26 protein-coding genes are annotated in these 26,502 nt (G+C 59.8%); 9 read left to right on the forward strand and 17 right to left on the reverse strand.

From position 1 onward, the window contains the following. Nucleotides 1–133: 133 nt before the first annotated feature. From ahcY to ATY79_RS19520, 6 genes are all read right to left on the reverse strand, one after another. Nucleotides 134–1,534, reverse strand: a complete 1,401-nt coding sequence (gene ahcY, locus ATY79_RS19495; protein ID WP_088704645.1) for an adenosylhomocysteinase — start codon at nucleotides 1,532–1,534, stop codon at nucleotides 134–136. Nucleotides 1,535–1,701: 167 nt separating this feature from the next. After that, nucleotides 1,702–1,977, reverse strand: coding sequence for an HPr family phosphocarrier protein (locus ATY79_RS19500; RefSeq protein WP_007798031.1), 276 nt, complete (start codon nucleotides 1,975–1,977; stop codon nucleotides 1,702–1,704). Nucleotides 1,978–1,994: 17 nt separating this feature from the next. After that, nucleotides 1,995–2,396, reverse strand: coding sequence for a PTS sugar transporter subunit IIA (locus ATY79_RS19505; RefSeq protein WP_007528763.1), 402 nt, complete (start codon nucleotides 2,394–2,396; stop codon nucleotides 1,995–1,997). 153 nt (nucleotides 2,397–2,549) lie between these two features. Beyond that, on the reverse strand, nucleotides 2,550–3,002 hold the full coding sequence (locus ATY79_RS19510; RefSeq protein WP_088704630.1) for a serine/threonine protein kinase: 453 nt from the start codon (nucleotides 3,000–3,002) through the stop codon (nucleotides 2,550–2,552). Beyond that, nucleotides 2,999–4,762, reverse strand: coding sequence for a sensor histidine kinase (locus ATY79_RS19515; RefSeq protein ID WP_245306847.1), 1,764 nt, complete (start codon nucleotides 4,760–4,762; stop codon nucleotides 2,999–3,001). The genes ATY79_RS19510 and ATY79_RS19515 overlap by 4 nt, the downstream gene beginning before the upstream one ends. A gap of 106 nt (nucleotides 4,763–4,868) precedes the next feature. Next, on the reverse strand, nucleotides 4,869–5,600 hold the full coding sequence (locus ATY79_RS19520; RefSeq protein WP_189637167.1) for a response regulator transcription factor: 732 nt from the start codon (nucleotides 5,598–5,600) through the stop codon (nucleotides 4,869–4,871). 341 nt (nucleotides 5,601–5,941) lie between these two features. Here ATY79_RS19520 and ATY79_RS19525 point away from each other — a divergent pair, with 341 nt between their 5' ends. The 3 genes from ATY79_RS19525 (at nucleotide 5,942) to ATY79_RS19535 (ending at nucleotide 8,696) form a co-directional block, all read left to right on the forward strand. Further along, nucleotides 5,942–7,552 carry a phosphoenolpyruvate carboxykinase gene (locus ATY79_RS19525; RefSeq protein WP_088693210.1) on the forward strand — a complete coding sequence of 537 codons (1,611 nt, stop codon included), beginning with the start codon at nucleotides 5,942–5,944 and terminating at the stop codon, nucleotides 7,550–7,552. A gap of 96 nt (nucleotides 7,553–7,648) precedes the next feature. Then, entirely contained in the window at nucleotides 7,649–8,083 is a 435-nt protein-coding gene (gene arfB / locus ATY79_RS19530) for an alternative ribosome rescue aminoacyl-tRNA hydrolase ArfB (protein WP_088693211.1), read from the forward strand. Between the two features lies 1 nt (nucleotide 8,084). Continuing rightward, complete coding sequence (locus tag ATY79_RS19535) at nucleotides 8,085–8,696, forward strand: alpha-ketoglutarate-dependent dioxygenase AlkB (RefSeq protein ID WP_088693212.1); 612 nt, start codon at nucleotides 8,085–8,087, stop codon at nucleotides 8,694–8,696. On the opposite strand, the gene coaA is transcribed toward ATY79_RS19535, so the two are convergent. From coaA to hisB, 7 genes are read right to left on the reverse strand one after another with little or no spacing between them, the layout of a single operon-like run. Then, nucleotides 8,693–9,688, reverse strand: coding sequence for a type I pantothenate kinase (coaA, locus tag ATY79_RS19540; protein ID WP_088693213.1), 996 nt, complete (start codon nucleotides 9,686–9,688; stop codon nucleotides 8,693–8,695). The genes ATY79_RS19535 and coaA overlap by 4 nt on opposite strands. Further along, on the reverse strand, nucleotides 9,685–10,008 hold the full coding sequence (locus tag ATY79_RS19545; protein WP_025583058.1) for a phosphoribosyl-ATP diphosphatase: 324 nt from the start codon (nucleotides 10,006–10,008) through the stop codon (nucleotides 9,685–9,687). Before ATY79_RS19545 ends, coaA begins: the two co-directional genes overlap by 4 nt. Before the next feature lie 14 nt (nucleotides 10,009–10,022). Beyond that, nucleotides 10,023–10,805, reverse strand: a complete 783-nt coding sequence (gene hisF, locus ATY79_RS19550) for an imidazole glycerol phosphate synthase subunit HisF (protein WP_088693214.1) — start codon at nucleotides 10,803–10,805, stop codon at nucleotides 10,023–10,025. After that, the gene (gene hisA / locus ATY79_RS19555) at nucleotides 10,802–11,551 is read right to left on the reverse strand and encodes a 1-(5-phosphoribosyl)-5-[(5-phosphoribosylamino)methylideneamino]imidazole-4-carboxamide isomerase (RefSeq protein ID WP_088704631.1); all 750 of its coding nucleotides are present in this window, start codon (nucleotides 11,549–11,551) and stop codon (nucleotides 10,802–10,804) included. The genes hisF and hisA overlap by 4 nt, the downstream gene beginning before the upstream one ends. Nucleotides 11,552–11,577: 26 nt before the next feature. After that, on the reverse strand, nucleotides 11,578–12,228 hold the full coding sequence (gene hisH, locus ATY79_RS19560) for an imidazole glycerol phosphate synthase subunit HisH (protein WP_088693216.1): 651 nt from the start codon (nucleotides 12,226–12,228) through the stop codon (nucleotides 11,578–11,580). After that, on the reverse strand, nucleotides 12,228–12,713 hold the full coding sequence (locus ATY79_RS19565; RefSeq protein WP_088693217.1) for a DUF2628 domain-containing protein: 486 nt from the start codon (nucleotides 12,711–12,713) through the stop codon (nucleotides 12,228–12,230). The genes hisH and ATY79_RS19565 overlap by 1 nt, the downstream gene beginning before the upstream one ends. A 23-nt stretch (nucleotides 12,714–12,736) precedes the next feature. Next, nucleotides 12,737–13,342, reverse strand: coding sequence for an imidazoleglycerol-phosphate dehydratase HisB (gene hisB / locus ATY79_RS19570; RefSeq protein WP_088693218.1), 606 nt, complete (start codon nucleotides 13,340–13,342; stop codon nucleotides 12,737–12,739). A gap of 179 nt (nucleotides 13,343–13,521) precedes the next feature. Between hisB and hslV the strand changes: the two genes are divergently transcribed. The 5 genes from hslV (at nucleotide 13,522) to ATY79_RS19595 (ending at nucleotide 20,257) form a co-directional block, all read left to right on the forward strand. Continuing rightward, entirely contained in the window at nucleotides 13,522–14,049 is a 528-nt protein-coding gene (hslV, locus tag ATY79_RS19575) for an ATP-dependent protease subunit HslV (protein ID WP_088693219.1), read from the forward strand. A 39-nt stretch (nucleotides 14,050–14,088) separates the two neighbouring features. Next, complete coding sequence (gene hslU, locus ATY79_RS19580) at nucleotides 14,089–15,396, forward strand: ATP-dependent protease ATPase subunit HslU (protein WP_088693220.1); 1,308 nt, start codon at nucleotides 14,089–14,091, stop codon at nucleotides 15,394–15,396. A gap of 189 nt (nucleotides 15,397–15,585) precedes the next feature. Beyond that, entirely contained in the window at nucleotides 15,586–16,533 is a 948-nt protein-coding gene (locus ATY79_RS19585; protein WP_088693255.1) for a DUF1402 family protein, read from the forward strand. Between the two features lie 49 nt (nucleotides 16,534–16,582). After that, nucleotides 16,583–17,995 (forward strand): cytochrome P450, encoded by a 1,413-nt coding sequence (locus tag ATY79_RS19590; RefSeq protein WP_088704632.1) that lies wholly within the window; start codon nucleotides 16,583–16,585, stop codon nucleotides 17,993–17,995. A 90-nt stretch (nucleotides 17,996–18,085) separates the two neighbouring features. Continuing rightward, entirely contained in the window at nucleotides 18,086–20,257 is a 2,172-nt protein-coding gene (locus tag ATY79_RS19595) for a malate synthase G (RefSeq protein WP_088693222.1), read from the forward strand. Nucleotides 20,258–20,331: 74 nt separating this feature from the next. On the opposite strand, the gene ATY79_RS19600 is transcribed toward ATY79_RS19595, so the two are convergent. Beyond that, the gene (locus ATY79_RS19600) at nucleotides 20,332–21,018 is read right to left on the reverse strand and encodes a L,D-transpeptidase (RefSeq protein WP_088704633.1); all 687 of its coding nucleotides are present in this window, start codon (nucleotides 21,016–21,018) and stop codon (nucleotides 20,332–20,334) included. Between the two features lie 181 nt (nucleotides 21,019–21,199). Here ATY79_RS19600 and ATY79_RS19605 point away from each other — a divergent pair, with 181 nt between their 5' ends. Continuing rightward, complete coding sequence (locus ATY79_RS19605; protein WP_088693224.1) at nucleotides 21,200–21,694, forward strand: MmcB family DNA repair protein; 495 nt, start codon at nucleotides 21,200–21,202, stop codon at nucleotides 21,692–21,694. Between the two features lie 2 nt (nucleotides 21,695–21,696). On the opposite strand, the gene ATY79_RS19610 is transcribed toward ATY79_RS19605, so the two are convergent. The 3 genes from ATY79_RS19610 to hrpB form a co-directional block, all read right to left on the reverse strand. After that, nucleotides 21,697–22,272 carry an ActR/PrrA/RegA family redox response regulator transcription factor gene (locus tag ATY79_RS19610; RefSeq protein ID WP_037116872.1) on the reverse strand — a complete coding sequence of 192 codons (576 nt, stop codon included), beginning with the start codon at nucleotides 22,270–22,272 and terminating at the stop codon, nucleotides 21,697–21,699. Nucleotides 22,273–22,341: 69 nt separating this feature from the next. Beyond that, on the reverse strand, nucleotides 22,342–23,652 hold the full coding sequence (locus ATY79_RS19615) for an ActS/PrrB/RegB family redox-sensitive histidine kinase (RefSeq protein ID WP_088693225.1): 1,311 nt from the start codon (nucleotides 23,650–23,652) through the stop codon (nucleotides 22,342–22,344). Between the two features lie 27 nt (nucleotides 23,653–23,679). Continuing rightward, the gene (gene hrpB / locus ATY79_RS19620) at nucleotides 23,680–26,145 is read right to left on the reverse strand and encodes an ATP-dependent helicase HrpB (protein WP_088704634.1); all 2,466 of its coding nucleotides are present in this window, start codon (nucleotides 26,143–26,145) and stop codon (nucleotides 23,680–23,682) included. Nucleotides 26,146–26,502: the final 357 nt, after the last annotated feature.

Genomic DNA, 26,502 nt, shown 5'->3' on the forward strand with positions numbered 1-26,502 from the left:
CGTCCGTGGCCACGAATCGAGTGTTAAAACAATACTTCGGAAGGGAATCGGCGGGAAGATGTGTGTCAAAAAATAAGGGCGCCGCATTTGTCAATGCGGCGCCCTCTAGATGTTGTGGATATTGATCTGGCGATTAATATCTGTAGTGGTCTGCCTTGAACGGACCCTGCGGCGTGACGCCGATATAGGCGGCCTGTTCTTCGGAAAGCTGCGTCAGCTTCACGCCGAGCTTGTCGAGATGCAGGCGTGCAACCTTCTCGTCGAGGTGCTTCGGCAGGATGTAGACCTGGTTCTGGTACTGACCGGTCTTGGTGAACAGCTCGATCTGCGCCAGCGTCTGGTTGGTGAACGAAGCCGACATGACGAAGGACGGATGGCCAGTCGCGTTGCCGAGGTTGAGCAGGCGGCCTTCCGAGAGCAGGATGATGCGGTTGCCCTTCGGAAACTCGATCAGGTCGACCTGCGGCTTGATGTTGGTCCACTTCAGGTTACGCAGCGCTGCAACTTCGATTTCGTTGTCGAAGTGGCCGATGTTGCCGACGATCGCCATGTCCTTCATCTGACGCATGTGGTCGATGCGAATGACGTCCTTGTTGCCTGTCGTGGTGATGAAGATGTCGGCGGAAGACACGACGTCTTCCAGCGTGACGACTTCGAAACCGTCCATGGCAGCTTGAAGCGCGCAGATCGGATCGACTTCCGTCACCTTGACGCGGGCACCAGCACCCTGAAGCGAAGCGGCCGAGCCCTTGCCAACGTCACCATATCCGCAGACGACAGCGACCTTGCCGGCCATCATGACGTCCGTGCCACGGCGGATGCCGTCGACCAGTGATTCCTTGCAGCCGTACTTGTTGTCGAACTTCGACTTGGTTACCGAGTCGTTGACGTTGATCGCCGGGAAGGGAAGGAGGCCCTTCTGGCTCAACTGGTACAGACGGTTCACGCCGGTCGTGGTTTCTTCGGTTACGCCCTTGATCGCGTCGCGCTGCTTGGTGAACCAGCCCGGCGAAGCGGCAAGACGCTTCTTGATCTGTGCGAAAAGGATTTCTTCTTCTTCGGAATGCGGCTTGGAGAGCACGTCCTCGCCGGCTTCGGCGCGGGCGCCGAGCAGGATGTACATGGTGGCGTCGCCGCCGTCATCGAGGATCATGTTGGAAAGACCGCCATCAGCCCACTGGAAGATCTTGTCGGTGTAAACCCAGTAGTCTTCCAGCGACTCGCCCTTGATGGCAAAAACCGGAACGCCGGACGCGGCGATGGCCGCGGCGGCGTGATCCTGCGTCGAGAAGATGTTGCACGAAGCCCAGCGGACTTCGGCGCCAAGTGCAACGAGCGTTTCGATGAGAACGGCCGTCTGGATCGTCATGTGCAGCGAGCCGGTTATGCGCGCGCCCTTCAGCGGCTTTGCTTCGCCGAATTCTGCGCGGCAGGCCATCAGGCCCGGCATCTCGGTTTCTGCGATCGTAATTTCCTTGCGGCCGAAGTCCGCGAGGCCGATGTCGGCGACGACATAATCTTTTTCAGTGCTCATTGGGTTCTCCAGGCTGAAAAGCGGCTCAAAATTCGAAAGCGCACGTGTATGCGCCGGATAGCGTCCACGCGGCATGCGCGGCTATGCTGGCCGTTTAGCAGGCTTCTATGGCGAAGGCAATAATGATATAAAGAAGTCTTTATATGTTTATATGAGCCGAAGGGAGCTCACATTTCCTCACCGAACCGGTTCTGGATCAGCTCGTCAAGCGCATCAAGCGCCTGTGCTGCTTGGTTGCCGCTTGCCGAAACAAGGACGCTTGAACCAGGACTCGCCGCCAGCATCATCAATCCCATGATCGAAGTCCCACCGACCGTCATCCCGTCTTTCGAAACGGTGATAGCAGCATCGAAATTCTCGACGAGTTGAACGAACTTTGCCGAAGCGCGTGCGTGCAGTCCGCGCTTGTTGATGATCAGAATTTCTCGGGACAGTGCCGTCATGGGGCGCGGTGTGCTCACTATTTGCCGCTAAGGACGCGGCTCGCGACGTTGATGTATTTCCGTCCAGCTTCAGAGGCCTCGACGAGCGCCTTTTCCATGTTGTTCTCGCCACGCACGCCTGCAAGCTTGATCAGCATCGGCAGATTCATACCGGCGATGACCTCGGTGTGGCCACTGCTCATAACTGATATTGCCAGGTTGGAGGGAGTACCGCCGAACATGTCTGTCAGGATGACGACTCCGTGGCCGTCGTCGGCGCGGGACACTGCTTCCAGAATATCTTGCCGTCGCTGATCCATGTCGTCTTCGGGACCGATACAGACCGTTTCGATGAATTTCTGAGGACCGACGACGTGTTCGACCGCATGACGAAACTCTTCAGCCAGCTTGCCATGAGTGACAAGCACAAGTCCGATCATGATATTACTGCTCCTAGTGGCGTATGCAAACGGTGGGCCCAATATCGCAATGCAGCAATCGCGTCCACCGTGGGGGCACATCTTGGCGATGAAAAGTCGAAGTGCAAGACAAAAATACGACTTTTCAGGCGGGATTTGCCGATTTCGCAGGCATTATCGTCCGATATCCGGCGCCTTTGCCAGCAATGCCGCCAGCGGTACCGGAGTATTAGCCAGCAACCGAATGACCGGCAGATCTATATCGTCGACAATAGTCATTCGCTCGCCCTCGGGCGGCAGTCGTTTCTCTCCGGACACGCTTCCCGGCAGGATGGCATAGTGCATGACGGCGCTTGCGACGTGCGGCACTTGCACGATGCCAGTGCCGCGCAACTCGATCAAACCGGCTATCGGGGCAGGGCAGGTGGCCATCACGGCTCCAGCCTGTGTCGAGACCAGCACCTGGTCGTCGGCAACGAGTATCGCCGACATACCCATGCGCTGGGCTTCGGCGATGCAGGCAAAGGCGAGCATCGACTTTCCCCATCCCGAAGGGCCCATGAAAAGAAGACCGGTGCTGCCGACGACGATAGCGGTTGCGTGGATGTTCGAAGGGGCGGCGGTCATGCGGTCGTATTGGCGGGAAGGGCGAGGATGAAGCGCGCTCCGAGCAGCTTTTCGCTCTCGGGATCGATGATGTTCTCTGCGCGCAGCGAACCGCCATGAGCCTCGGCGATCTGGCGGCTGATCGACAGACCGAGGCCGGAATTCTGGCCGAAACCTTCAGATTCAGGCCGATCGGTATAGAAGCGCTCGAAGATGCGATCGATGTTTTCCGCCTGAATGCCCGGTCCGTTATCCTCGACGTAAACGATGCAGCGGGAGCGCGTTCTGACCAGCCGCACGGTGATCCTGCCGTCATGCTCCGGTACGAAAGAGCGCGCGTTCTCGATCAGATTGGTAACGATCTGTCCGATCCGGAGGTCGTGGCCGTTCACCACGAAGCGTGTCTTGACGCCCGGTTTGCGCTCGATGGCGAACTCGATCTGCACTTCTTTCTTGCGACTGCGGATCTGTCGCGACACGTCGATAAGATCGCGAAGCAGGATTTCCAGATCGACCGAGCCTGCATCGACTCGCGCCAATTCGGCATCGAGGCGGGAGGCGTCGGAAATATCGCTGATCAGGCGATCCAGCCGTCGAACGTCATGCTGGATGACATCAAGAAGCCGCTTCTTGGAGTCGTCCGTTTTGGCAAGCGGCAGCGTTTCGACTGCGCTGCGGAGCGACGTCAGAGGGTTCTTCAGTTCGTGGCTGACGTCGGCCGCAAAGCTTTCGATGGCGTCGATACGGTCGTAGAGAGCCGTCGTCATCTCACGCAGTGCAATGGAGAGGTTGCCAATCTCGTCTTGACGGGCAGAAAAGTCCGGTATTTCTTCGCGTTCCTTTGCGCCGCGGCGAACACGGATGGCGGCAGCCGACAGGCGCCGCAGCGGGTTGGCGATCGTTGAGGATAAAACGAGCGACAGGAGAACGTTGACAAGCGTCGCGACTCCAAACACGCGCATGATGCCCAGGCGCTCGGCGTGGACGATGTTGTCGATATCACCGGCCTGCGTCGATAACAGCAGCACACCGAGCACAGCGCGGAAGCGTTGGATCGGAACGGCGACCGAGACGATCAGCTCGCCCTTCTCGGTGGTGCGAACCACGGCGCCGCGCACGCCGGTCAGCGCGTTCATGACCTCGGGATAGATAGAGCCGTCACCGCCGGGCGCTTCTTTATAGAGGGGCAGGTTCCCAGGTTGCAGAACCTTGTTGAAGATCGTCGTGAACCACTGGCCCCAAGTCTGCTCCTCGTCATCGACCGGCGGCAGATCAAAACGCAGGACCTGACCGCGTGAATAGAGGTGGCGAGAGTCGAGCAGCAGGTTGGCATCGGCATCAAAAATTCGCGCACGGGTTCTGGTTGGAGAGATTAGTCGGCGCAACACCGGCGCGACCTTCTCCGGATCAATCGGGAATTCGAGATCCTCGTCGTTTGGAACCGGCGTAATGCTCTGGCCAGCCTGCAGTTCGAGCAGTTTTTCCGGGTCGATGGTGATCGAATTGGTGTCCACCGAAGCGGAAGCCGAGACCGCGCCGGCGATGATTTCGCCCTGCGTCAGGAGACTTTCAACGCGGGCGTCGATCAGCCCTTCGCGGAACTGATTGAGGTAAAGAATGCCGCCGACGAGAACGACAAGTGCGGCGAGATTGAAGAAAAGGATGCGGCGCGTGAGGCTCGAGAAGACGGCGTTGCCGAAGATGCGGCGGATGATCGTGAAGGGATGCGACCAGCGTCGTCCCCTGACGCGGCGATTGCTTACGCCTTCCGCCTCATCCAGATCCCTTTCCTGCACCAACTGTGCCAACGACAGGCCCTTTCGGAGAGCGGACCGCTTTCGCGATCGCCTGCTCTCGACAACTCTCTAATGCCGCGCCGCTTCGGCGTCAGGCTGCTTCGCGGAAGCGGTATCCCACTCCGTAAAGCGTTTCAATCATATCAAAGTCGGTATCGACCATCTTGAATTTCTTGCGAAGCCGCTTGATGTGGCTGTCGATGGTGCGATCGTCGACATAGACCTGCTCGTCATAGGCCGCATCCATCAATGCGTCACGGCTTTTGACGACGCCCGGTCGTTGGGCCAGCGAGTGCAGGATGAGGAATTCGGTCACCGTCAGCGTCACCGGCTCACCCTTCCAGGTGCAGGTGTGGCGTTCCTGATCCATGACCAACTGGCCACGCTCAAGCGAACGAGCGAGCTGCTGCGCCGTGCCCGGCTTGGGGGCGGCACCACCTGCTGCGGCTGCGGCTTCGCGGCTTGATGCGCGGCGCAGCACGGCGCGAACGCGCTCGACGAGCAGACGCTGCGAGAATGGCTTGGTGATGAAGTCGTCGGCGCCCATCTTCAGGCCGAACAGCTCATCGATTTCCTCGTCCTTGGACGTGAGGAAGATGACCGGCATGTCGGATTTCTGTCGCAGGCGGCGCAAGAGTTCCATGCCATCCATGCGTGGCATCTTGATGTCGAAGATCGCAAGCTGCGGCGGACGCGCGAGAAGACCGTCGAGGGCGGATGCGCCGTCCGTATAAGTCTCGACCTTATATCCTTCAGCCTCAAGTGCGATCGATACCGAGGTGAGGATGTTGCGGTCGTCATCAACGAGCGCGATTGTCGGCATGGCATTCATCTCCGTCATCTATGCGCGTCTCCAGGAATTTTGAAGGTCCCCCAGGCGGCCTTTCTGAACCGGATGCGCTTATGGGGATAAAGGTGGAACAAATTGTGGCAAAGATAAAGGGTGGGATTGTTGTAAAGTTTTGATGGCAACCAAAAGCTGCATCGAGACTTCGCCGAGCCACCTCCGATTCAAACGATTTAAAATATCGCCAGAAAATTTAAATCGATTAATAGTTTGATATTACTACATTTTATTGATTTTTCTCTATTGCGTTTTAAAAAATCCGCCCGTACGGTCGCCCTTAGTTCTTAACGGCACGAGCCTCAAGGAAGGAAAAGACCATGGAGCTGTTCGGAGTCCACAACCCGGCGATAGAGCTGGCGACGATCGGTTTGGGGAGCGCAAACAGCGCTCGCTATAACTTTACCGCCGCCTCTCTCTATGAAGAATCGATTCGCCGGGGCGAGGCTGAGCTGACCGCCCATGGAGCCCTGCGGGCCCTGACGGGGCAGCACACCGGGCGCTCGCCGCGGGATAAGTTTGTCGTTCGTGACACCAACACCGATGGTCAGATCTGGTGGGACAACAACAAGCCGATGTCGCCGGAGCACTTCGCGCTCCTGAAAAAGGACATGCTTGCTCATGCCGCCGGCAAGGATCTATTCGTTCAGGATCTCATCGGCGGCGCCGACGAGAACAACGCGCTGACGACACGTGTCGTCACCGAACTTGCCTGGCACTCGCTGTTCATTCGGAATCTGCTGATCCGTCCGGAGCGCTCGGCCCTTGAGGCGTTCGTTCCTAAACTGACGATTATCAATCTGCCGACCTTCAAGGCCGATCCGGCGCGTTACGGTTGCCGCAGCGAAACCGTTATCGCCTGCGATCTGACCAACGGCGAAGTGCTGATCGCCGGTACGCTTTACGCCGGCGAGATGAAGAAATCGGTGTTCACCGTGCTGAACTACCTGCTGCCGGCAAAGAGCGTCATGCCGATGCACTGCTCGGCCAATGTCGGCCCTGACGGCGATGCCGCGGTCTTCTTCGGTCTCTCGGGCACCGGCAAGACGACGCTCTCGGCAGATCCAGCCCGCACGCTGATCGGCGACGATGAGCACGGTTGGGGCGAGGACGGCATCTTCAATTTTGAAGGTGGCTGCTATGCCAAGACGATCCGCCTGTCGGCGGAAGCCGAGCCAGAAATCTATGCAACGACGCAGCGCTTCGGAACCGTTCTCGAAAACGTCGTTCTGAACGATCAGCGCGAGCCCGACTTCAACGATGGCTCACTGACGGAAAATACGCGTTGTGCCTACCCGTTGGATTTCATTCCGAACGCCTCGAAGACTGGTCTTGCCGGTCACCCGAAGACGATCATCATGCTGACGGCCGATGCCTTTGGCGTCATGCCGCCGATCGCCAAGCTGACGCCGGACCAGGCCATGTATCACTTCTTGTCCGGCTACACCGCCAAGGTGGCGGGGACCGAGCGCGGTGTAACCGAGCCGGAAGCGACCTTCTCGACCTGCTTCGGCGCGCCGTTCATGCCGCGTCATCCGTCGGAATACGGCAATCTCTTGAAGGATCTCATCGGTCGCCACGGCGTTGAATGCTGGCTGGTCAACACGGGCTGGACTGGCGGTGCTTACGGCGCCGGCAGGCGCATGCCGATCAAGGCAACGCGCACGCTGCTTGCCGCAGCGCTCTCGGGTGAACTCGGCAAGACGGATTTCCGCGTCGATCCGAACTTCGGCTTTGCGGTTCCAGTCGCGGTGCCGGGCGTCGACACGGCAATCCTCGATCCGCGTTCGACGTGGCAGGATCCGGTCGCCTATGACGCGCAGGCCGGCAAGCTCGTGACCATGTTCATCGAGAACTTCGCAAAGTTCGAAGGCCACGTCGATGGCGGGGTGCGCGATGCGGCCCCGGGGTTTCGCGCTGCCGCTGAATGACGGGCCAAAACATTGATGATTCACGTGAAACCCGGCGGTCTCCGCCGGGTTTCTTTGTCTGTTCCCAAGGACCGGCCGATGTGAGATAGAAATCGCATGGCCAGCGACCCGCTTCATATCAACGATCGAATCACCATCGCCGGATGGGAGCTGACGGAGCAGTTCGTCTTGGCCGGTGGCCCCGGCGGGCAGAATGTCAACAAAGTCTCGACAGCCGTCCAGCTCTTCTTCAACATTCCCAACTCACCTTCCTTGAACGAGCGCGTGAAGGCGAATGCCGTGAAGCTTGCCGGCAAGCGCCTCTCGAAGGAGGGCGTTCTGATGATCGAAGCGACCCGCTTCCGCAGTCAGGACCGCAACCGCGAAGACGCGCGCGAGCGGCTGAAGGAGTTGATTCTCGAGGCCGCGAAACCACCGCCGCCGCCACGGAAGAAAACCAAGCCGACAAAGGGATCGATCGAACGCCGGCTGAAAGAGAAGTCGGGTCGCGCCGAAGTGAAGAAGATGCGCGGCCGGCCGCTCGGAGATTGATATGCTGAAGCTGCCGAATGGCGTCAATCACTTGCCGGACTATCTTGACCGGCCCCGGCAGCAGGCTTTGGTCGATACCATCCGGTCGATCGTCGCGGATGCGCCACTTTTCGTGCCTGTCATGCCCGGAACCGGCAAGCCGATGTCGGTGCGCATGACGAACTGCGGCCCCCTCGGCTGGGTCACCGACAAGGAGCACGGCTATCGCTACCAACCGACCCATCCCATCACGGGCAAGCCGTGGCCGGATATGCCGGCGGAGTTACTGGAAATCTGGAACGACGTATCCGGCTACGACAAGCCGCCACAGGCCTGCCTCATCAACTTCTACTCCGATGAGGCGCGCATGGGCCTGCATCAGGATAAGGACGAACAGGATCTCGCAGCGCCGGTCGTGTCGATATCACTTGGCAATAGCTGCCTTTTTCGCGTCGGCGGCCTCGCGCGCAACGACCCTACGCTTTCCTTCAAGCTTTCAAGCGGCGATATCGTGATCTTGGGCGCGGAAGGGCGCCTTTGTTTCCACGGCGTCGACAAGATCTATCCGTCGACATCGACGCTGCTGAAAAACGGCGGCCGGATCAATCTGACGCTTCGCCGGGTAGCGGCTTAGAGCTTTCTTAGGGCGACCTGCTCGATGAGGTGATTGTTGCCCTTGCGCAGGATCAGGTCGGCGCGCGGGCGCGTCGGCAGGATGTTCTCGCGCAGGTTCTTCAAGTTGATGTTTTCCCAGAGGCCTTCTGCGATCGTCAGCGCTTCCCCTTCGCTGATCGAAGCATAGCGGTGGAAGAAGGAGTGGGGATCGCGGAACGCCGTTTCGCGCAGCCGCATGAAGCGTGTCACATACCAGTCGTGAATCCGGCTTTCGTCCGCATCGATGTAGATGGAGAAGTCGAAGAAGTCGGAGACCATCGGAACGATCTTGCCGCCGGCCGGCAGGTCGCGCGACTGCAGGACGTTGATGCCCTCGAAGATCAAAATGTCGGGCCGGTCGACGATCTTGTACTCGTTCGGCAGCACGTCATAGACCAGATGCGAATAGGACGGCGCCTTGACGTTTGGCTGTCCGGCCTTGATCGCCGCCAGGAAACGTAGGATTGCCGCAGTGTCGTAACTCTCGGGAAAGCCCTTGCGCTGCATCAGGTTTTCACGTTGCAGCACGGCGTTCGGATGCAGGAAGCCGTCCGTGGTGACGAGATCCACTTTCGGACTGGACGGCCAGCGTGACAGCAGTTCTTTCAGAATACGGGCAGTCGTCGATTTGCCGACGGCCACCGAACCCGCGATGCCGATCACAAATGGCGTCTTCGCGACGTTGGAGAGGCTGAGGAAGCGGTTGCGCTGCTCGAAAAGCAGCTGAGACGATTCCACATGGGCTGAGAGAAGGCGCGACAGCGACAGATAGATTCGCCGCACTTCGTCAAGGTCGATCGGGTCGCCCATGGAGCGCAGCCGTTTGACCTCGTCACCCTTTAGAGTGAGAGGCGTATCCGCACGGAAGCGCGCCCATTCCTCCGAAGAAAAGAAGTGATAGGGCGAATAGGCGTTCGCCTGAAAATGATCGAGCGTCTCGGGCGCTCCTATGAGCTGTCTTGCGATACTCATGAACTTTGCCGGCTCGCCTTTTCTTTCAGGCCGGATTGAGCAGTACGGCGCTCAAGCTCCGCCATGACACTTTGCAACGGAATGCCCGCCACCTTCAATACGACCAATAGGTGATAAAGCAGGTCGGCGGCTTCATAGGTGAGGTTCTCGCGATCATCGGCAATCGCTGCCATTACCGCTTCAATCGCCTCTTCGCCTAGTTTCTTGGCAGCTTTCGGCTGACCCGCGGAAACGAGTTTTGCCGTCCAGGATTCGTCCGGCGAGGCCTTCGATCGCGCATCGACGATCTTTTCGAGATCGGCAAGGGTGAATTCGCTCATAATTCTGCGTTCCCTCAGTCCAGACGCATGTCGATGCCGCAGGACGACATATAGCGCTTCGCCTCGCCCACGGAATAGGTGCCGAAGTGGAAGATCGATGCGGCGAGAACGGCGTTGGCATGTCCCTCCTTGACGCCCGCCACAAGATCGTCGAGGTCACCGACGCCGCCTGAGGCGATCACTGGCACCCGAACCGAATCCGCAATGGCGCGTGTCAACTCGAGATCGTAGCCGACCTTCGTTCCGTCCCGATCCATCGAGGTAACAAGCAGTTCGCCGGCACCCCGCTCGACCATTTTCCGCGCGAAATCCACCGCGTCGATGCCGGTCGCGTTGCGGCCACCATGCGTGTAGATCTCCCAGGCACTGACATCGCCTTGGACAGGGGTGGTCCGCCGCTTGGCGTCGATTGAGACGACGATGCATTGGTCGCCGAACTTGTCCGCAGCTTCCGCGACGAAATCCGGATTGTTGACGGCGGCCGAATTGATCGAAACCTTGTCCGCGCCGCAAAGCAGCAGTTTGCGAATGTCAACGATGGTGCGAACACCGCCGCCGACAGTGACGGGCATGAAGCACTGCTCGGCAGTACGAGCCACGACGTCGAAGATCGTTTCGCGATTGTCCGAAGAAGCGGTAATGTCGAGGAAGCAGAGTTCGTCGGCGCCGGCGGCGTCGTAAGCCTTGGCGGCCTCGACCGGATCTCCGGCATCTACCAGATTGACGAAATTGACGCCCTTGACGACGCGGCCGTCCTTGACGTCGAGGCAGGGAATGACGCGGGCCTTCAATGTCATTGCGCAATCTCCTTCGCGCGTGCGGCCGAAATCAGCGCCAAAGCCTCTTTCGGATCGATACGTCCATCATACAGCGCGCGGCCGGAGATCGCACCTTCGAGCTTGCGTGCATCGGGTTCGAGCATCCGTTTCACATCTTCGATCGAAGCCAGTCCGCCGGACGCGATTACCGGGATCGACACGGCCTCGGCAAGTTCGAGCGTCGACGGCCAGTTGATGCCAGCGAGGATGCCGTCACGGTCGATGTCGGTGTAGATGATCGCGGCAACGCCAGCGCCCTCGAACTTCCTTGCGAGTTCGACGACGCCGAGCTCGGAGGCCTCTGCCCAGCCCTCGACGGCGACTTTTCCGCCCTTGGCATCGATGCCAACGGCAACACGGCCGGGAAACTTCTTGCAGGCTTCAATCACGAGTGCCGGATCGCGCACGGCGATCGTGCCAAGAATGACGCGGGCGAGGCCGCGCGATAGCCAGCTTTCGATATGGTCGAGCGTACGGATGCCGCCACCAAGCTGAACCGGGTTTTTCGTCGCTTTCAGGATCGCATCGACCGCAGCGCCGTTTACGCTTTCGCCGGCGAAAGCGCCGTTCAAGTCAACGACGTGCAGCCACTCGAATCCCTGATCTTCAAAGGCCTTCGCCTGGGCGCCAGGGTCGGGATTGTAAACGGTAGCTTGGTCCATATCGCCGAGCTTGAGGCGAACGCACTGGCCATCCTTCAGGTCGATTGCAGGAAATAGGATCATTCTGTCAGTCCTTGCAGTGCGCGAGCTCAAGGCTTCCAGCGCAGGAAATTGGCGATCAGGGCGAGGCCGAGCTTCTGGCTCTTTTCGGGATGGAACTGGGCTCCGGCCATGTTGTCGCGACCGACGAAAGCGGTGATCGGTCCGCCATAATCAGCGGTCGCAATGACGTCGCGGGGGTTGTTCGCCGCCAGATGGTACGAATGCACAAAATAGGCATGCAGCCCGCTCGGTCCGGTCGGAATGCCGTCGAATAGCGGGTGAGGGGATTTCAGATCCAGTGTGTTCCAGCCAATCTGAGGGATCTTCAGATTGGCATCCCCAGGCGTCATTTCAACAACGTCGCCGGGAATCCATCCGAAACCGTTCGTCACCGTCTTTTCGAGGCCGCGCGATGACATCAGCTGCATGCCAACGCAGATACCGAGAAACGGCCGGGCTTTCTTCTCGACCGCGTCGATCAGCGCTTCCGACATGCCTGAAACGGCATCGAGCCCGCGCCGGCAGTCGGCATAGGCGCCGACACCCGGCAGCACCACGCGATCGGCGGCCGCGACAGCCTCTGCCTTGTCCGTTAGGTCGATCACAGCATCGATGCCGGCTTCCCGCGCGGCTCGCTCGAAGGCTTTCGTCGCCGAACGCAGGTTGCCGGAACCGTAATCTATAATTGCGACGCGCATCAGCGTCCTCCATCAAAACCAAAGAGACCGAGCGAGGTGGCGTTGCCGTGTCGCGGGGCATGGGCCGTGGGATCCCATTGCGGCGAGGGTGCCGGACGGCTGTCACCGGTATCGGTCGGAACATTCGAAAAATAGATCTCTTCTGCGGTTGGGAGCGAGTCGGCCGAAACGAGGTCGGTCTCATCCCAGCCCTTCGCAACCAGATCGCGGATGCGAAGGTTCTGACCCTCGAGCGCCACCAGAAGACTTGTGCTGAAGGTGATCGCGAGGCCGACTGGCCAGAGGTCTGCACGGTCTGTCAGCGCGCCGCCGAGGGTTTGCAGGAGAAATGCCGCGACGGCGTAGAGCCAAAGCCGATGGAAGGCCAGCCATATCCAGGGGAAGAGGAACCCGAGCACCGTGAAGCCATCGCGAATGAACCGCGTCTTTTCGTGGTTTGTGTCCGTTCCGCCGGGCGCGGTCAGAACCAGATAGCTGGAAGTCATATCGTCAAGCTCCCTCAGGGGGCTCAGACGAGCGTGCCCTTCGTCGAGGGAACACGGCCCGCCTGTCTCGGATCGATCTCTGTCGCCGTACGCAGTGCGCGGGCAACGGCCTTGAAGCATGTCTCTGCAATATGGTGGTTGTTGGCACCATAATGGTTGAGAATATGCAAGGTGATGCCGGCGTTCTGGGCAAGCGCCTGGAAAAATTCACGAACGAGTTCCGTGTCGAACGTGCCGATCTTCGGCGCGCTGAAGGCGACATTCCAGACGAGGAAAGGCCGACCGGAGAGGTCGACCGCAGCCTTCGTCATCGTCTCGTCCATGGCAAGATCAATCGATGCGTAGCGCGCAATGCCGCGGCGATCGCCGAGCGCCTTGGCAATCGCTTGGCCGATCGCGATGCCAGTGTCTTCGACCGTATGGTGATCGTCGATGTGGAGGTCGCCCTTGGTCTCGATCTCCATGTCGATGAGCGAATGTCGCGACAATTGGTCGAGCATATGATCGAAGAAGCCGACGCCTGTCGAAATTTTCGACTTTCCGGTGCCGTCAAGATCGACGGAAACGGAAACCGAAGTCTCGTTCGTCTTGCGGGACACGGCACCCGTGCGGCTTGCGGTCTCGGCCATATGGCTGCTCCATCAGGAAATACGGGGGTTCCTTATCAGGCAAGCCGTGAAATATCCAGAACCGCGACAGCAGAAAACGACGCCGATTGCAATCGGCGTGTCCGCACTTACATAGGGCTCGACAGGGCCGGTGTGCGGCTCGACGTAACAAGCCCGGTAGACGGGCAAAGGTGCAATGGATGACAACGATTATTACAGTTCGAAAGGGCGGCAAGGTCATCATGGCCGGCGATGGTCAGGTCAGCCTCGGCCAAACCGTGATGAAGGGCAATGCCCGCAAGGTGCGGCGGATCGGCAAAGGCGAAGTCATTGCCGGTTTCGCAGGTGCCACTGCGGATGCCTTCACGCTCCTCGAACGTCTTGAAAAGAAGCTCGAACAATATCCGGGCCAGCTGATGCGCGCCGCCGTCGAACTCGCTAAGGATTGGCGCACGGACAAGTATCTCCGCAACCTCGAAGCCATGATGCTCGTCGCCGACAAGTCGGTGACGCTGGCGATAACAGGCAACGGCGACGTTCTTGAACCCGAGCATGGCGCCATGGCGATCGGTTCGGGTGGCAATTTTGCGCTCGCTGCGGCGCGCGCCCTGATGGACACAGACAAATCAGCCGAAGAGGTCGCGCGTCGCGCGCTCGATATTGCCGCCGACATTTGCGTCTACACGAACCATAATGTGGTGGTGGAAACGCTCGATGCCGAAGCTTGATCCGGTTTCAAAGATTCACGCCCCGATGGAATATTCGATATGACCACATTTTCCCCCCGCGAGATCGTTTCTGAACTCGACCGCTACATTATTGGCCAGCATGAGGCCAAGCGTGCGGTGGCGATTGCGCTGCGCAATCGTTGGCGCCGCCACCAGCTTGACCCAGACCTGCGCGACGAAGTCATGCCAAAGAACATCCTGATGATCGGCCCGACCGGTGTAGGCAAGACGGAAATCTCTCGCCGTCTCGCCAAATTGGCGGGCGCGCCCTTCATCAAGGTTGAAGCGACCAAATTTACCGAAGTCGGCTACGTCGGACGCGACGTGGAGCAGATCATCCGCGATCTTGTCGAGGTCGGCATCGGCTTGGCTCGCGAGAAGAAGCGAAGCGAAGTGCAGGCAAAGGCGCATATGAGTGCCGAGGAGCGCGTTCTCGATGCGCTCGTCGGCGCCACGGCCTCGCCAGCGACGCGCGACAGCTTCCGCAAGAAGCTGCGCAATGGTGAACTTGACGACAAGGAGATCGATATCGAGATCGCCGACACTGGCACCGGCATGGGTGGTTTCGACATTCCCGGCATGCCGGGCGCCAATATCGGCGTGCTCAATCTTTCAGAAATGTTTGGTAAGGCAATGGGTGGCCGCACCAAGAAGGTCCGCACGACGGTCAAGGCATCCTATACCGATCTGATCCGCGACGAGTCCGACAAGCTGATCGACAACGAAGTCATCCAGCGCGAGGCTGTCCGTGCGGTCGAAAATGACGGCATCGTCTTCCTCGACGAAATCGACAAGATCGCCGCTCGCGACGGCGGCATGGGTGCCGGCGTCTCGCGCGAAGGCGTGCAACGCGACCTGCTTCCGCTGGTCGAAGGTACAACCGTGTCGACGAAGTACGGCCCGGTGAAGACGGATCACGTCCTTTTCATCGCCTCCGGCGCATTCCATGTCTCCAAGCCATCCGATCTGTTGCCGGAACTGCAAGGTCGTCTGCCGATCCGCGTCGAGCTGCGCGCGCTCACCAAGGAAGACTTCCGCCGTATCCTGACGGAAACCGAGGCGAGCCTTATCAGGCAGTACAAGGCCCTGATGGAAACGGAAGGCCTCAACCTCGAGTTCACCGACGATGGCATCGATGCCCTGGCTGATGTGGCTGTCCACCTGAACTCGTCGGTCGAAAACATCGGCGCACGCCGACTTCAAACTGTCATGGAGCGGGTTCTGGACGAAATCTCCTTCAACGCTCCGGATCGCGGCGGCTCGACCGTGACGATCGACGCCGACTATGTGCGCGAGCACGTCGGCGACCTGGCGCAGAACACGGATTTGTCCCGCTTCATCTTGTGATGAACGAGCATCGTGTCATCTCTTTGCTGATATGATGCCGCGATTTTGACAGCTTGAACTCTCGACAGCGGGCCTTTTACTTTTTAGTGAAGGGCCCGTTTAGTTATGGGCGCCAGCATTATTCGGCCAAGATTATGGTCCAGTCAGCGCGCTTCGCGAGAATGCCATGAACCGATGGGAACGCTGATAGTGCGACGCCTTCTGACAAGTCTCTTGATTGCTACTGCCGTGCTGACCTCGGTGCCGGCTTTTGCCATGCAAGTGGTGCCGCCAGGCAATCGCCATGCCGAGCAACCCGATGTTCCAGGCGCATCGGTCCGCCGCACGAAGGGCACGAAGACCTCGTTCGATCGCAAATACGAGAAGGTCCATGACCTCTTGGCATCGGATCACGAGCTGATGGCCAAGATCAAGAAGGTTTCGGCCGCTTACGGCATCGACCCCATCCATGTGATTGGCGCGATTGTCGGCGAGCATACTTATAATGTCGATGCCTATGACCGCTTGCAGTCCTATTATGTGAAGGCTGCGTCCTACGCCGGGGAGAGCTTCCGCTTCGCCTATAATGGCGAGGACGTCGACGACTTCATCAAGCGGCCGCAATTTGCTAAATGCAACGGCAAGGGCGATTCCTATACGCTGTGGAGCTGCCGCGAAGACGTCTGGGAGAGCGACTTCCGTGGCAAGACCGTCGGCGGCGAGAGCTTCCCGAACAACCGCTTCAGCGCGGTCTTCTTCCAGCCCTTCTACGCCGGTCAGACCTTTGGCCTTGGGCAGATCAACCCGCTGACGGCGCTGATGCTCTCGGACCTCGTCTCCAAGGTGTCGGGCTATGAGAAGCTCAACGAGAAGGATGCCGGTGCCGTCTATAAGGCGATCATGGAGCCGGATGTCTCGCTCGCCTTTGTCGCCGCCTCCATCCGGCGCTCGATCGACGATTACAAGCAGATCGCCGACATGGACATTTCCAAGAATCCGGGCCTGACAGCAACACTCTACAACGTCGGCAACTCGCGCCAGCGCGCGGCTGCCCTCGCTGCCAAGAACCGAGCTTCGGGGGAAAATGTCTGGCCGGAGGAGAACTATTACGGCTGGCTGGTCAACGACAAGCTGGACGAGCTGGAGCGTCTGCTCTAGCTTTTGCCTTGCCGGGACGGACTTCTCCCGCGAAAAGGCTGAGTTCCCCATGGACATGCGTCCGGATCCCTTTGTACCGCCAGCACCGTTGCCCCGTACGGTGCCACCGAGTCGGCTTGAGATCATTCGCACCATTCTGCGCAACCCGCTGGAGCTCTGGGGTGAGCCTTCCTACACGTTGCCGTGGATTCAGACGCGGTTCTTCCGTGAAAGAACCCTGATCGTCAACGATCCCGGCCTGATCCGCCATGTTCTGGTCGATAATGCCGCCAATTACCGCATGTCGGATATTCGCCAGCTCATTTTGCGCCCGATCTTGCGTGATGGGCTCCTGACGGCGGAAGGGGACGTTTGGAAGCGGTCCCGCAAGGCGGTTGCACCGGTTTTCACGCCGCGCCATGCAAACGGCTTTGCCGGGCAGATGCTTCGCCAGTCCGAGGACTACGCGAGGAAATACGAATCTGCCGGCAGAGATGGCAAGGTCTTCGAGATCGCGGCCGACATGACAGAGCTGACCTTTGCCATTCTCGCCGATACGCTGTTCTCAGGCGAGATTGTCACCTCCTCCGATAGCTTTGCCGATGACGTCAACGCGCTCTTGCACCGCATGGGGCGCGTCGACCCGATGGACCTTTTGCGCGCACCGTCCTGGGTTCCGCGTCTGACCCGTATCGGCGGTCAGAAGGTGCTCGACAAGTTCCGAAATATCGTGCGCCAGACCATGGACGCCCGGCTCGCCCGGATGCGGGCCGATCGCGCTGCCGCGCCAGACGACTTTCTGACCTTGCTTCTCGAGCAGGCCGAAAGTGGCGGGCTGACGAACGATGAAATCGAAGACAATATTCTGACATTCATTGGCGCCGGCCACGAGACGACCGCGCGTGCGCTCGCCTGGACACTCTATTGCGTTGCCAACACGCAGCACATTCGCGAGGCGATGGAGGAGGAGATTGATCGCGTGTTGGCGCAGGATGTCGAGCCGGTGAAGTGGCTGGATCTGATGCCTTACACGCGCGCTGCCTTCGAGGAAGCGCTACGGCTCTATCCGCCAGCGCCGTCGATCAATCGCGCCGCCATCGCCGCCGATCGCTGGACCGACGCGAAAGGGGAGGCGGTCGAGATCGAGCCCGGCGTCACCATTCTCATCATGCCATGGACGCTGCATCGTCACGAACTTTATTGGGACAAGCCGCGAGCATACATCCCGGAACGGTTCTTGCCGGAGAATCACGGCAAGATCGGGCGTTTCCAGTTTCTGCCGTTCGGTGCCGGTCCGCGGGTCTGCATCGGCGCGACCTTCGCTCTACAAGAGGCTGTCATCGCTTTGGCGGTGCTCATGCACAGTTTCCGCTTCGATATGACGGAGCAGACGAAGCCGTGGCCCGTTCAGAAGCTGACGACCCAGCCGCAAAACGGTCTGCCGATGCGCGTTACGCCACGGTCTTTTCCTAAATCGGCATAAATCTTTCGAACTATTGCATAATTGACTATGAATGAAAGCCGGGCAAAGTGGCAGCATGCGAAAGCTGTCGTGGGTTTTAGGAGACATTGAATGAGCCGCATCGATAAAAACGGTCTTGCTGTTGAAGCCGTCCTTCATGAGTTCCTGGTGACGGAGGCGCTGCCCGGCCTGAAGATCGATGCCGACAAGTTCTTTGCTGATTTCTCCGCCATCGTTCACGATCTTGCGCCGCGCAATCGCGAGCTGCTCGCCAAGCGCGATGCACTCCAGCTTCGCATCGATGACTGGTACCGCCAGCATGGCGCACCGAGCGACATCGAAGCATACCAGGCGTTTCTCCGCGACATCGGCTATATCCTGCCGGAGGGCTCGGATTTCCAAGTCACGACCACGAACGTCGATCCGGAAATTGCCTCGATTGCCGGTCCTCAGCTGGTCGTTCCCGTGATGAATGCGCGCTATGCGCTGAATGCCGCCAATGCTCGCTGGGGCTCGCTCTACGATGCGCTCTACGGGACGGATGCGATTCCCGAAAGCGACGGGGCCGAAAAGGGCAAGGCCTACAATCCGAAGCGAGGCGATAAGGTCATAGCCTGGGTTCGTGATTTCCTTGACACAGCCGCGCCGCTGGATAGCTGGAGCTGGAAGGATGTTGCGACCTTTGCTTTCAAGGATGGTGCTCTTGCCATCACCTCGACCGACGGTGAGCATGTTTCGCTGACCGATGCGGCACATTTTGCCGGCTATCAGGGTGATGCCGCGGCGCCGTCTCGCATCCTACTTAAGAACAACGGTATCCACATAGACATCGTCATCGATGCCTCGACCGCGATCGGCAAAAGCGATCCGGCGCATATCTCCGACGTCTGGCTGGAATCGGCGATCACGACGATTATGGACTGCGAAGACTCGGTTGCGGCCGTCGATGCTGAAGACAAGGTCGTGGTCTATCGCAATTGGCTGGGCCTCATGAAGGGCGACCTTCAGGAAGAGGTGTCGAAGGGTGGATCGAGCTTCATCCGTAAGCTCAATTCCGATCTAGAATACAACGGCCCGACCGCTACGCCCTTCGAAGTGCATCGCCGCTCGCTCATGCTCGTTCGCAACGTTGGCCATCTCATGACCAATCCGGCTATCCTTGATCGTGATGGCAATGAAGTGCCGGAAGGAATCATGGATGCAATGATCACCGGGATGATTGCGCTCTACGACGTCGGCGCGAACGGCAGCCGCAAGAATTCCCGCACCGGTTCGGTCTACGTGGTCAAGCCGAAGATGCATGGTCCTGAGGAAGTCGCGTTCGCCGCCGAGATCTTCACGCGCGTCGAAGATGCCCTCGGCATGGCACGCAATACCATTAAGATGGGGATCATGGACGAGGAGCGGCGCACGACCGTCAATCTGAAGGAATGCATTCGCGCGGCTCGCGAACGCGTCGTCTTCATCAACACCGGCTTCCTGGACCGCACCGGTGATGAAATCCATACATCGATGGAAGCCGGGCCGATGATCCGCAAAGGCGACATGAAACAGGCCGCCTGGATCAGCGCTTACGAAAACTGGAACGTCGATATCGGCCTCGAATGCGGCCTTTCCGGCCATGCGCAGATCGGCAAGGGCATGTGGGCGATGCCGGATCTGATGGCGGCGATGCTGGAGCAGAAGATCGCGCACCCGAAGGCCGGCGCAAATACCGCCTGGGTTCCGTCCCCGACCGCCGCAACACTGCATGCCACCCATTATCACCGTGTCAATGTCGGCCGCGTTCAGCAGGGTTTGAAGGATCGTGCGCGCGCCAAGCTCTCCGATATTCTTTCAGTTCCCGTCGCGGTTCGTCCGAATTGGACACCGGAGGAAATCCAGCGTGAACTCGACAACAATGCTCAGGGCATATTGGGTTACGTCGTTCGCTGGGTCGATCAGGGCGTCGGCTGCTCCAAGGTGCCTGACATCAACAATGTCGGTCTTATGGAAGACCGTGCGACGCTGCGCATCTCCGCGCAGCATATGGCCAACTGGCTGCATCACAAGGTTACCACCGAAGCCCAGGTCGTTGAAACGATGAAACGCATGGCCGCGATCGTGGATCAACAGAATGCATCCGACCCAGCCTACACACCGATGGCCGCCGATTTCGACGGTTCGATCGCTTTCCAGGCGGCACTTGACCTGGTCTTGAAGGGCAGGGCGCAGCCGAATGGCTATACGGAGCCGGTCCTGCATCGCCGCCGCCTCGAGCTGAAGGCCAAACAGGCGATCTGACGAGAATACGCAATCGAAAAGGCCGCCGAAACAATGTTCCGGCGGCCTTTCTAATACCCTATTTCAGGGACAGCTTACTGGATAACGATGACCTTCGAAGTCGTCTTGCCCGGGCGTACGCGGCTGTAGAGATCGATAACGTCCTGGTTCATCAGTCGAATGCAGCCAGAGGAGGCAGCAGTACCGATCGAAGCCCATTCCGGCGTTCCGTGCAGACGGAAGAGGGTGTCCTGACCCTTTTCGTTGAAGAGATACATGGCACGCGCGCCGAGCGGATTGCTGAGGCCGGGGCCCATGCCATCCTCAACATATTTGGCGACTTCGGGCTTGCGCTCAGCCATTTCTTTCGGCGGATGCCAGGTCGGCCATTCCTGCTTCCAGGCAACATAGGCAGTGCCTGCCCATGCGAACCCCTGCTTGCCGACGCCGATGCCGTAACGCATCGCCTTGCCGCCGGGCAGGATGTAATAGAGGAAACGCTCGCGGGTATTGACGATGATCGTGCCCGGGCGCTCGGTGGTTTCGTAAGAGACGATCTGGCGGCGGAATTGCGGCTTGACCTTCTGGATCGGGATCGCCGGCAGCGAATACCCGGCATCCGTCGTCACGCCGTAAGCGTCGTCGAAGATTTGCGCGGTCTGGACGGTCGGCCCCGGCGCGACCTTGTCTTCAACGGAGGCGCTTTCGGTAGTCGAGGAGCAACCGGCCAGAGCGAGCGTCGCCATCAGGCCGAATACAGGAAATGCATTGCGGATGCGCATGGATGTCTCTTAGGAAATAGGCAAGGGAGGAACGGTCTTTTGAACCATCTTTGATTATAGTTTATTTTCGATTAACTTTGCCTTTGCAAGCCGTTGCAGTGCGGCAAAACCAATACGCAGCGGCAAATTAGAAGCGCATGGTTTTTTTGCAACAACGCGCGCGCCAAACTCACGGTTATCCATGACGATTTTGAGTGTTTACAATAACAATCCGTTAATAGACGGCCGGCAGTCGGACAGAGCTATGCTGGTGCGCCGCGGGGCTCAGATTTTACTTCACGAAATGCGTCACGCCGTGTTGCCGGAACTGTCGCTTGCGAGCGGACGGCGCGCGGATCTGATCACCATTTCGGAGAAGGGAGAGATCTGGATCATCGAGATCAAGACCTCGATCGAAGACCTTCGTGTCGACCGCAAGTGGCCGGACTATCGCTTGCATTGTGATCGGCTGTTCTTCGCGACGCACAAGGATGTTCCGCTCGATATCTTCCCCGAGGATTGCGGCTTGTTTCTCTCTGACGGTTACGGCGCCCATATGATCCGCGAAGCGCCGGAGCATCGCCTCGCGCCCGCCACCCGCAAATCGGTCACGCTGAGCTTCTCCCGCGCAGCTGCTCAGCGCCTGCTGATGGCCGAATGGGCAAACGGCAAGCCTTTCGACGTCGACGATATGTAGAGTTATTTGGGCGCGCGCTTGGCCAGAATACGCTGTAGCGTGCGGCGATGCATGTTAAGCCGCCGCGCTGTCTCCGAAACATTGCGCTCACACATCTCATAAACCCGCTGAATATGCTCCCAGCGCACCCGATCGGCCGACATTGGGTTTTCCGGCAACTCCGCTTTCTCGCCGGCCCGCTGCGTCAGCGCGGCGTAGACGTCGTCGGCGTCAGCGGGCTTCGCCAGGTAATCGACGGCGCCAAGCTTCACCGCCGTAACGGCCGTAGCAATATTTCCGTAGCCGGTCAGGACGATGATCCGCGTATCGTCCCTACGCTGTCGGATGGCCTCGATCACATCCAATCCATTGCCATCGCCAAGTCGCAGGTCGACCACCGCGTATTTCGGCGGATGGCTCTTTGACTTGGCAACACCCTCGGCAACCGATTCGGCTGTCTCGACCTTGAAGCCGCGCGTCTCCATGGCGCGTGCCAGGCGGCGTAGGAACGGCCCGTCGTCATCGACGATCAGCAGGCTGGCGTCTGGACCAATATGATCCGCATCTGCAAGGGAGGATTCGTGGTCAAGCTCGTTCATGTTCGTCAATCCCGGCAATCGCCTGCCTGATATAAGTCAAGTTTCCCGTTTTTCATTATGCCGATAGCGTCATTTTGTCGAATTTGCATCGATCAGCATGCGCGGCCATTCGACACGGACACGCGCTCCTGCCGCCTCCGGCATGCGGTTCTCGAACACCAGTGACGCGCCGGATCGCTCCAGGAGCGTCTTGGCGATGAAGAGCCCCAGTCCCAGCCCGCCGGCTCGGTCTTCCCGCTGTCTCTTGGTTACGTAGGGTTCGCCGATCCGGGTCAGGATATCGGAAGAATAGCCCTCGCCGTCGTCCTCGATCGTGATGCGGACTTTTCGCGCATCGTGCTCGACCGTTACGGTGACCTCGTCGCGCGCGTAGTCGACGGCGTTTTCGATCAGGTTGCCGAGCCCATACATGATGCCGGCATTGCGGTCGGTTACGGGCTCGCCTTTGCGCGGACTCTTTTCGATCAGTTCGAGCTTGATCCCGAATTCCCGATGCGGCGCCACGATCTCTTCCATCATCGATGACAGTGGCAACCGCCGGAGATGGGCTTCTCCTTCAGCCGAGAGCGTCGCTAGCCGCCTCAGAATGTCGCGACACCGCTCGCTCTGGCTGCGCAACAGTTGCACATCCTCGCGAAAGCGATCGTCATCCTTGAGTTCGCGCTCCATTTCCTTGGCAACGACGCTGATGGTGGCAAGCGGCGTTCCAAGCTCGTGTGCCGCCGCAGCGGCAAGACCGTCCAGCTGCGAAAGGTGCTTCTCCCGCTGCAGGACGAGCTCGGTTGCCGCTAGCGCATCGGCCAGCTGGCTCGCTTCCATCGAGACCCGATATGCATAAAAGGCGGCGAAGGCCATGGTCGATGCGATCGAGCACCAGACGCCGAACTGCATCACGGTGTGGACATTGATCTCGACCCCATCGAACCACGGCAAGGGAAAGGGCGAGAACGCGAGAATGGTGATGCAGATCATCGCAATGAGAATGAGCACCGTGCTGAAGCGGATCGGCTGCGACGCAAAGGAAATGATGACAGGAACGCAGACGAGCGCGGCGAAAGGATTTGCAAGGCCGCCGGTGATGAAGAGCAGCGCGCAAAGCTGCAGAAGGTCGAAACCGAGCAGCGCGAAGGCCGCGCCCGGATAGAGCCGATGGGTCGGCGGATAGCGGATCATCAGGTAGAAATTGACCGCCGCCAGTGCCGCGATCAGCACCGCGCATGCAACGAGCGGAAGGGGAAACTTCAGCCAAAAGGCAACGATGAACACCGTCACGGCCTGGCCGCCGACAGCAAGCCATCGCAGCCGCACCAGCGTCTGCAATCTCAATCGCCTGCTACTATGCCTGTCCTCTTCCGACGAACTCTCGACATTGTCGACCATCTGACATCCCTTGAACCGTAGTAGCGCTCATGTACCACGAGGTTTGACCCTTGTCGTCGGCGTGGCGTCTTCCGGCCGCTCGGGCCAGGGGTGCTTGGGATAGCGGCCGCGCATGTCGGCGCGCACGTCCCGCCACGAGCCGGCCCAGAATCCGGGTAGATCACGGGTCGTTTGGATCGGCCGGTGTGCCGGCGAGGTCAGCTCGAGAAGCAGCGGCAGTCGACCGCCACCGATTGCCGGATGCTGCTTGAGGCCGAAGAGTTCCTGCACGCGGATCGTCAGCGTCGGTTCCTCGCCATCATATTGGATCGGATGCCGCTGTCCCGTCGGGGCTTCGAAATGCGTTGGCGCGAGGCGTGAAAGATCCCGCTGCATCTCGTGCGGTATCAACGCCATCAACCCGTTCGAAAGACCCGACGGGGAAATGTCGGAAATCCCCCGAGCATCCATCTGGTAGGGAATGAACCACTCATCGAGCCGCGCAATCAATGCTTCGTCGCTGACATCAGGCCACGCATCGCCGATGCTGCGATGAAGAAAGCCGATGCGCTCGCGCAGCTGCATGGCTTCCTTGGAAAAAGGCAGCTGTTCCAACCCCAGCTCGCGCACACCTTCTGCCAGTGCACGGCTGGCAGCTTCGCCGGTTGGACGAGGCAGTGGCGTCTCGTCGAAGACAATGGCGCCGAGCCGGGTCGCCCGCCTGGCTCGGACCTGCCGGCTCTGTCGGTCGAAAAAGGTCTGATCGCCGGTCGAAATTGAACCGGGCAGGTCTTCTTCGATGTCGGCGCGAGACACTTCGGCTGCCGCCAGGATGCGCCCCTGCGCCGCCCGGCCCGTCAAATCTGCGATGACGAGCATCGGGCTGCCGGCGAGCCGCTCGGTCTCCGGCAGTTCCGCGCCGCGCCCATTCGCCATGAGGAAGCGGCCTCTGCCGCCGCGCTGCAGCCCGATTCGGTCAGGGAAGGCGTGCAGCAGCAGCCGTCCCGTCTGGCTGGGTTCCGCAGCCTTGGCGACATCGAGACCCTTGGCCAGTCGAGCCGCCAGCTGACGCGAACCTTCGGCGCGATCGCCGCGCTCCGACCGGAAGCGCCGCATCCGCTCTTCGAGGTCAATGCTTGGACCGCCGAGGCCCTGTTCAGTCAACAGAACCGCCAGCTCTGCCGCGTCTCTTGCATGCCCTGTCTCGCCTGCGAAGATCACCATGGCAGCCAGACGCGGCGGCAGCGCAAGGTCGCGCATCATCTTCCCGCGCGCAGTGAGTGCGCCGTCCTTGTCGAGCGCGCCAAGCTGCAGCAGCAGCGCCCGCGCCTCCGACAGCGTCGTCTCCGGCGGCTGGTCGACGAAGGACAGTGCGCGGGCATCCTGCACGCCCCAGTGGGCAAGATCGAGAACGAGGCCGGAGAGATCGCTGGAAAGTATCTGCGGCGGCGTGAATGCCGGCAGGGCGGCGGTCTGCCCCTGATGCCAGAGACGGATCGCAATACCTGGCTCGGTTCGTCCCGCACGTCCGGCACGCTGGTCGGCCGAAGCGCGCGAGACGCGCACCGTTTCCAGTCGCGTGATGCCGGTCGAGGCCTCGAACACCGGAAGCCGCTGCAGGCCGCTATCGATTACGATCCGCACCCCGTCAATGGTGATCGACGTCTCGGCAATCGAGGTGGCGAGCACGACTTTGCGCGTCCCGGGCTCGGCCGGCCGGATTGCCGCATCCTGTTCCCGCTGTGTCAGGTTGCCGAAAAGCGGTGCAATCAGCGTTTGTGGTCCAAAGCGTCCTTCGAGCCGCTCGGCGGTGCGGGCGATCTCCGCCTGGCCGGGCAGGAAGGCGAGGATTGATCCGCTCTCGCTGGCATGAGCGTCAACGATCGCGCGCGTCATCGCGTCTTCCATGCGCTCGCCGCTCGGCCGATCCTTGTAGCGGATGTCGATCGGGTAGCTTCGCCCCATGCTTTCGATGACAGGCGGCTGGCCGAGAAGCTCGGCAACACGCGCGACGTCAAGCGTCGCTGACATTACCAGTACGCGCAGGTCATCTCGCAAGGCGGATTGCACATCGAGCGCCAGTGCCAGGCCGAAGTCGGCGTCCAGCGAGCGCTCGTGGAACTCATCAAAGATGACGACCGAGACACCTGATAGTTCGGGATCCTCGAGGATCATGCGGGCGAACACGCCTTCGGTCACGACCTCGACGCGGGTCTTGGCGGATACTCTGGTGTCGAGCCGCATGCGATAGCCGACGGTCCCGCCCACAGTCTCGCCAAGCAGCGAGGCCATGCGGCTTGCCGCCGCGCGGGCCGCGAGGCGTCGCGGCTCCAGAAGGATGATCTTGCCGTCGCCACGCCAATCCTGATCGAGCAGATAGAGGGGAACAAGCGTCGTCTTGCCGGCGCCCGGCGGGGCGGAAAGCACGGCGCGGCCCCGTGTGGCCAGTGCCGCCCCGATCTCCGGGAGAACATGCGAAACCGGAAGTTCCGGCAGGGAAGTCATGCGGGTCACGTGCGCGTCTTCGTTTCATAAGCGAGGATGGCACGCATCTCTTTTAGGATCAGCTACGTCATTCCCCGGGGGTAATGCATCGCCGGTAAAACTACCGACACCGCGCGGCTGTGCGCAAGTCATGTCCTCCGCGGATTGAGCCGGACCTCAAATGGCGAAGATTCTGCATCTGAGGGTGGAAGCTGGACGGCAAGTACAGGCAGGAGTCGCCGCCATGGGTCCGTACGGATGGCCAAAGCACCCACTCTTGAAAATCCCTCTTTCATTTCAATCTGTTACAAAAATGTCAAAAAACTTTGTTTGGCGGTGTTGACTTAGAAAAGGGGCAGGGTCTATAAGCCCGATCACTGACGAGGG

This window comes from Rhizobium sp. R693 (genome assembly GCF_002211315.1).
GTDB lineage: Bacteria > Pseudomonadota > Alphaproteobacteria > Rhizobiales > Rhizobiaceae > Rhizobium.

Excerpts from the sequence above, each read along its gene's own strand:
- ahcY (WP_088704645.1), bottom strand. The coding sequence starts at position 1,534 with ATGAGCACTGAAAAAGATTATGTCGTCGCCGACATCGGCCTCGCGGAC.
- ATY79_RS19500 (WP_007798031.1), bottom strand. The coding sequence starts at position 1,977 with ATGACGGCACTGTCCCGAGAAATTCTGATCATCAACAAGCGCGGACTG.
- ATY79_RS19505 (WP_007528763.1), bottom strand. The coding sequence starts at position 2,396 with ATGATCGGACTTGTGCTTGTCACTCATGGCAAGCTGGCTGAAGAGTTT.
- ATY79_RS19510 (WP_088704630.1), bottom strand. The coding sequence starts at position 3,002 with ATGACCGCCGCCCCTTCGAACATCCACGCAACCGCTATCGTCGTCGGC.
- ATY79_RS19520 (WP_189637167.1), bottom strand. The coding sequence starts at position 5,600 with ATGCCGACAATCGCGCTCGTTGATGACGACCGCAACATCCTCACCTCG.
- ATY79_RS19525 (WP_088693210.1), top strand. The coding sequence starts at position 5,942 with ATGGAGCTGTTCGGAGTCCACAACCCGGCGATAGAGCTGGCGACGATC.
- arfB (WP_088693211.1), top strand. The coding sequence starts at position 7,649 with ATGGCCAGCGACCCGCTTCATATCAACGATCGAATCACCATCGCCGGA.
- ATY79_RS19535 (WP_088693212.1), top strand. The coding sequence starts at position 8,085 with ATGCTGAAGCTGCCGAATGGCGTCAATCACTTGCCGGACTATCTTGAC.
- coaA (WP_088693213.1), bottom strand. The coding sequence starts at position 9,688 with ATGAGTATCGCAAGACAGCTCATAGGAGCGCCCGAGACGCTCGATCAT.
- ATY79_RS19545 (WP_025583058.1), bottom strand. The coding sequence starts at position 10,008 with ATGAGCGAATTCACCCTTGCCGATCTCGAAAAGATCGTCGATGCGCGA.
- hisF (WP_088693214.1), bottom strand. The coding sequence starts at position 10,805 with ATGACATTGAAGGCCCGCGTCATTCCCTGCCTCGACGTCAAGGACGGC.
- hisA (WP_088704631.1), bottom strand. The coding sequence starts at position 11,551 with ATGATCCTATTTCCTGCAATCGACCTGAAGGATGGCCAGTGCGTTCGC.
- hisH (WP_088693216.1), bottom strand. The coding sequence starts at position 12,228 with ATGCGCGTCGCAATTATAGATTACGGTTCCGGCAACCTGCGTTCGGCG.
- ATY79_RS19565 (WP_088693217.1), bottom strand. The coding sequence starts at position 12,713 with ATGACTTCCAGCTATCTGGTTCTGACCGCGCCCGGCGGAACGGACACA.
- hisB (WP_088693218.1), bottom strand. The coding sequence starts at position 13,342 with ATGGCCGAGACCGCAAGCCGCACGGGTGCCGTGTCCCGCAAGACGAAC.
- hslV (WP_088693219.1), top strand. The coding sequence starts at position 13,522 with ATGACAACGATTATTACAGTTCGAAAGGGCGGCAAGGTCATCATGGCC.
- hslU (WP_088693220.1), top strand. The coding sequence starts at position 14,089 with ATGACCACATTTTCCCCCCGCGAGATCGTTTCTGAACTCGACCGCTAC.
- ATY79_RS19590 (WP_088704632.1), top strand. The coding sequence starts at position 16,583 with ATGGACATGCGTCCGGATCCCTTTGTACCGCCAGCACCGTTGCCCCGT.
- ATY79_RS19595 (WP_088693222.1), top strand. The coding sequence starts at position 18,086 with ATGAGCCGCATCGATAAAAACGGTCTTGCTGTTGAAGCCGTCCTTCAT.
- ATY79_RS19600 (WP_088704633.1), bottom strand. The coding sequence starts at position 21,018 with ATGCGCATCCGCAATGCATTTCCTGTATTCGGCCTGATGGCGACGCTC.
- ATY79_RS19605 (WP_088693224.1), top strand. The coding sequence starts at position 21,200 with ATGACGATTTTGAGTGTTTACAATAACAATCCGTTAATAGACGGCCGG.
- ATY79_RS19610 (WP_037116872.1), bottom strand. The coding sequence starts at position 22,272 with ATGAACGAGCTTGACCACGAATCCTCCCTTGCAGATGCGGATCATATT.
- ATY79_RS19615 (WP_088693225.1), bottom strand. The coding sequence starts at position 23,652 with ATGGTCGACAATGTCGAGAGTTCGTCGGAAGAGGACAGGCATAGTAGC.